Genomic DNA, 5229 nt, shown 5'->3' with positions numbered 1-5229 from the left:
AAAAAGGATAACAGAGCTTGCTAGGAGTTTAAGTGCTAAAGTCGTAGTAGGTAAGTTCTCCTCAAGGTCTAAGGATAAGATGGAGAGTAACAAGACTGCTAAGCTTAGGCATAGGATTCACCAGTGGAGTGTTATTAAATTTGTGGAGATGTTAAAAGCTCAGCCGATAGACGTCGTGGAGATTTCTGAGTCATATACTTCCTCTATCAACCCGTTTAACGGTGAGAAGTTGAGGAAGGGTAAGCAAGCAGTGGAGAAGGTTATCAAAGTTTTTAACCTCTACCTGATGACGGGCACTGCTCACGAGGGTGGGGGTGTAAAAGTACTGAAGGTGAATGCTAGGTACTTGGAAAGCGGTGGAGTTCTTTTGGAGAGGGATTCTATTGCTCCTCTTAACTTGGCAAGGAAGGTGGATGGGAGGGTATTGGTGTTTCCCTCGACTAGCCCCAATGAGTTATAGGGTGACTGTGTATGATCCCTTAAGAGGGATGCCCGTGGTGGAATTAGAAGTAATTAAAACTAAGGAAAAGTTACGCCACGGGTAAACACATTTATGTATTAAACCCGCATAGTGGACATATATTGGCAACTTATCACGTAGGAGGAAGGTTCGGAATAGTAAACCCAGTGATCGCCGGAAATACAATGTTCTTAGCGAATAGTTACGGCTGGGTAATAGCCCTTCCGCTAAACGAAATATTTCCCTCTTATCAAAGCTATTGAGATGGGGGATTCTTCTTCTACCTTTATATGAAGATCTGATTGCCAACTAACGAATAATAAGAAGTTAACCTTAAAATTTAACGTTTCAATCGGTTTTTTACTGGTTTCGTCGTCAACTAGTACTAATCAGTTTAAATTGTACGAAGATATATATTTTTTATGAATCTTGCAACAAGGCTAAGTATTATCATAATCCTTCTAGTATCTTCCTTCGTGTTTTATCTCTTAGCTTTTCACTACGTGAGAATAGGTGGTATGCTATCAGCTATAACGTTCTGGTCAGCAGTTTGGCTTATGATACCTAAGAGGTTCTTCAATATGGTGTGGGGAGAGATTAAAAAAGGCAGGGCCTATTGGATTTCTGCATCCATTTATATGACATTTCATGTACTTATTTACGGAGCCTTTTACGAAGCATTATTTGGCGGTGTAGAATATTTGCCCTATGTGACTGTTTATTTCGGAGCAGCTGTTCCTCCTCCTCTTCCCTACTTTGTCGAGTACGAGACTGAGGCTATAGGCTTCACTTTTTACCTTTACGGTTTCGTATCTGATGCTATTCCTTATACGATCTTTTTAGGTTTAATCCTCTCCTTACTACTAGGAGCCAACGTTGAAAGAGTATTGGAGTTATGGAAAGCTGTAAAGGCTAAGAAGAAAAGTATAACACTTGTAGTCTTACCTACAGTTGGAATAATTTCTGGGACATCTTGTTGCCTCTCCTTACCTACTTTGATAATAGTCACTATTGCTGCTGGAATAGGGGCTGTATTTTCAGTTCTACCGATTCTTGCTTCCCCGACTTATTATATACTGGTCTATTATATCCTACCTTTAGGCTCTGTAGCTCTCCTTACGGTCAACTTGAGGGATCTGAATAGAGTGTTGAAGTGTAGATTTAATAGAAACTGGGAAATAAAAAGTGAGACCAAGAGGTAAGTTTAAGGTAAAGAGCTTTGGGACTTGTTAAAACTTTATTTACCATAAACGTATAATATGTGATGTGCGGGGGTGCCCGAGCAAGGTCAAAGGGGTCGGGCTCAGGACCCCATAAGTGAGAACCCCGATGGCGTAGGCCTGCGTGGGTTCAAGTCCCACCCCCCGCATTATTACAAGATTAATTTTAACTAGACCTATTCTTGTTAGATAGCTGCAATTTATGTTAACTTTGTTTGTTGGAGGATCGTTTAGTATTTTTTAGTAACCTCTTTGCTTCACGTTTATTTAACCTTAATACTGTGTTTTTGCCTATTATTGCTACACTATCTATTGTATTGTCTATATCTTCTATAGATAATCGCTTCACATCTCTCTTAATTACTCATCTGTTCTTACAGTATCAGTGTTACCATAATCTATTAGTATACTCTAGTATTAACAGATACAATTCCCCCGTCAACTTCTATGTTAGCGATCACATTCTTCTCCTTAACCATGTTTTTGCCCCCTTTCACTAATCCGCCGTTTACGTTCTTATTGAAAATTATTCCTATGTTAGAAGGTATTTCTAAATCCAGATTTATCGTCCCTCCGTCTACCTCAGCATATAAGGTACCTTCTCCGGCATAACGTAATTTAGAGTTAGCAACTCCTCCATTTATTTGGATTTTAGAGTTTACTACGTTTTCCACGTCTGCACGAAAAGCTCCTCCGTCTATCTCAATCGAGACATTTGCAATCGAGTTCTTTAGCGTAATAGCTCCTCCATTAACTTCTCCTTTCAATGAGTTCAATGACGGATAATGTATCACTGCGTAACATCCATCGATCTCTATCCTTAATTCGTTTCCTATATCTTTCGTGTGAAATCCGTCTTCGTCTACACATTTGATTACGGCGTGTGGGTCACCTTGATATATAGTGACCTTACCTCCATTAATACTCACAGTTAAGTCAGGCTTTACAGATAGAGGACCGTTATATACTTCGAACATTTTATGCCAGCCGAAACCCTTTGCGAAAATTTCGTCTAGTTTAGAAGGTAATTCAGCTATTGATTGTATACTCTTAAACAAACTAGAAAGTCCAGGAATAAGCAAAAATGCACCTTTTTCCTCTTCATCTTCCTCATTATTGTTAGCTTGTGTGGGGGCTTCATTATGTATTTGCCTGATCATGTTTAAAGCCTTAACCCCTAAGGGTGTTAACTCATAATACCCCTGGTCGTTTTTAGATATGAGACCGTTAAGTTTTCTAATGTGAAAAGCCAGTGCCGGACTGTCTAACCCTAAATCCTTTTGTAACTCGGAAAAAGTCTTTGGTTTTTCAGCTAACAGTTGGATTATTTTTCTCCTGATTTCATGAGATATTGCATCGAATATGTCTCCGTTTTGTGACTCCATATTAATTAATATGTCACATGATTTATAAATCCATTAGTAAATTTCAATTTATTCAAATAGTAAAGAGATTTTTACTCCCTCATTAAGCAACTTATCAAAAACGTATGTGAAATATAAAGGTAAAAATAAACAAAAAAAATAATAAAGAAAATATCGTAAATAATAGAGACTTAAAAGGGTTTTTAAATATTACTGATGTGATAGTTTATTCCTCAGTTTTAGGATAATATACTCTTCTCTCATAAACCTTCAGTGACAGCCCTATACACAAATTCGTTCTAAATTAAACTTTTTAGTCCCGAATAGACTCGATAAAGCATGGTCGATAGATCTTTTTTATTTCTCTTCATATCAAGGGTCGCTAGGAGTATTGCACTAGCCTACGTCAGTCTTTCTATTCCTCTCTACCTTTCATTACTCGGGCTTTCCGTAATCAACGTCGGATTAATAGTGTTTGGAGTGATCGCTTTCTATTCCCTTCTCTCACCGGGTTTAGGCTTATTAGGGGACAGATACGGGTATAAAAAGTCGTTAATAATAGGTGACATGCTCCCCTTATTCGGCATAACCGCACTTAGCTTTACCTCCAACATAAACCTCGTCATACCACTCTTGATCATTACCGGTATAGGCGGAGGGGCTAGCGGTGGTCTAAGAGGTCTCTGGTCCCCCGGGATATCCGCATTAGTAGCTTCAAACTGGAGGGACGAAAAAGAAAGGGTTAAAAAACTCGGTTACTTAAGTTCTGGTGCGAGTAGTGCGAGCGTCATAGGTAGTTTATTGCTCTCCCTCCAACCCCTCATCCATAAACCGGCGGTAGAAGAGTACAGAACGCTCTTCGCTGTAGCTGCAGTATTAATGGCGATTTCAGTAATAAGTATTGCCATAGTTAAGGAGGCCAAAAGACCCAAAAAGACCACAAAGATCATGGGAAAGAAGAGCTTCTCTTACATCTTACGGGTCATAGCGTCAAACACGGTAACCGGGGCTGGGATAGGGTTAGCCGTCCCCTTGCTTCCCCTATGGTTTAAGTTGGCTTACCATGTTACGGAATCCCAGATCGGTCTGGTTTTCACGATCTCGTATTTACTGACCTCTTTGGGTTCCGCCCTAGCTTCAAAAGTAAGGGGAAACACGTTATTTGTAGCCTCAATAACGAGGTTACTAAACGGCGTATTCCTCATAGCAATGGCTTTATCACCTTTTTTTATCATGGCAGCTGTGTTTTATGCTGTAAGGGGTTTTAACGCTGGAATAGGGGCGCCAAATAGAACTGCAATAAACGTTAGGGGAATCTCAGCGGAGGACTACGGTGCTGCGACTAGCATTCAAGGCGTTTCAACACGTGTAGCTCAGTTGAGTAGCGGTGCAAGCGGTATTCTGATGGATATTTGGTTACCTCTACCCGAGATAGTAGGAGGGGTCTTGCAGATAGCTGGCGGTTATATTTATTACAGCTTGTTGAGTAAGGTTAGGAGCGAATGATATTTAGATACACTTAAATTGTTCGAATTCGAACTATTTTTATGGAACCCAACGATTTCAGGGCACTTGCCATAACTTCATTAGCTCACTTCATGAACGACGGTACTTTCCTGATCTTCCCTTTGTTAATAGTGTTTACCCGTGGCGTAACTTTTCCTTACTTTTAATTACTTTTAATTCCGCCACGGGCACCCCTCTTAAGGGATCATACACAGTCACCCTTAACTCATTGGGGCTAGTCGAGGGAAACGCCACTACCCTCCCATCCACCTTTCTTACCAAGTTAAGAGGAGCAATAGAATCCCTCTCCAAAAGAACTTCACTACCCTCCAAGTACCTAGCGTTCACCTTGAAAACCTTAATCCCCCCACCCTCGTGAGCAGTGCCCGTCATCAGGTAGGGGTTAAAAACCTTTATAACTCTCTCAACTATTTGTTTCCTCTTCTTCAACTTCTCACCGTTAAACGGGTTGATAGAGGAAGTGTAGGACTCAGAAACCTCATCAACGTCTATCGCTTGAGTTTTCAACATCTCCACAAATTTAACAACACTCCACTGATGAATCCTATGCCTAAGCTTATCATTTTTATTGACCTCCATCTTCTCCTTAGACCTTGAGGAAAACTTACCAACAATAACCTTAGCCCTTAAATCCCTAGCTAATTCCACGACTCTCTTA

Annotated in this window: 5 protein-coding genes, 1 tRNA gene and 1 pseudogene; 5 read left to right on the top strand and 2 right to left on the bottom strand. The window is 40.3% G+C overall.

Going from position 1 to position 5229, the window contains the following annotated elements; genetic code table 11:
- The 4 genes and pseudogenes from WIW52_RS08410 to WIW52_RS08395 form a co-directional block, all read left to right on the top strand.
- Positions 1 to 545, top strand: a pseudogene (locus tag WIW52_RS08410) (IS200/IS605 family accessory protein TnpB-related protein); the annotation flags it as partial.
- Positions 546 to 582: 37 nt separating this feature from the next.
- Positions 583 to 723 carry a hypothetical protein gene (locus WIW52_RS08405; RefSeq protein ID WP_337709857.1) on the top strand — a complete coding sequence of 47 codons (141 nt, stop codon included), beginning with the start codon at positions 583 to 585 and terminating at the stop codon, positions 721 to 723.
- Positions 724 to 882: 159 nt separating this feature from the next.
- Positions 883 to 1662 (top strand): hypothetical protein, encoded by a 780-nt coding sequence (locus tag WIW52_RS08400; RefSeq protein WP_314125244.1) that lies wholly within the window; start codon positions 883 to 885, stop codon positions 1660 to 1662.
- Between the two features lie 66 nt (positions 1663 to 1728).
- A tRNA-Leu gene (locus WIW52_RS08395) sits at positions 1729 to 1829 on the top strand.
- Positions 1830 to 2081: 252 nt separating this feature from the next.
- Here the strand turns inward: WIW52_RS08395 and WIW52_RS08390 are convergent.
- Entirely contained in the window at positions 2082 to 3065 is a 984-nt protein-coding gene (locus WIW52_RS08390; protein ID WP_337709854.1) for an ArsR/SmtB family transcription factor, read from the bottom strand.
- A gap of 318 nt (positions 3066 to 3383) precedes the next feature.
- On the opposite strand from WIW52_RS08390, the gene WIW52_RS08385 reads away from it, so the two are divergent.
- Positions 3384 to 4550, top strand: coding sequence for an MFS transporter (locus WIW52_RS08385; RefSeq protein ID WP_337709853.1), 1167 nt, complete (start codon positions 3384 to 3386; stop codon positions 4548 to 4550).
- Between the two features lie 135 nt (positions 4551 to 4685).
- Here WIW52_RS08385 and WIW52_RS08380 read toward each other — a convergent pair.
- Positions 4686 to 5229, bottom strand: a 544-nt coding sequence (locus WIW52_RS08380) for an IS200/IS605 family accessory protein TnpB-related protein (protein ID WP_337709852.1), incomplete at its 5' end; no start/stop codon positions are given.

The organism is Stygiolobus sp. RP850M, from assembly GCF_037389295.1.
GTDB lineage: Archaea > Thermoproteota > Thermoprotei_A > Sulfolobales > Sulfolobaceae > Stygiolobus.
Note: the sequence above shows the minus strand (reverse complement) of the source record. Positions and strands in the feature narration are given on the sequence as shown.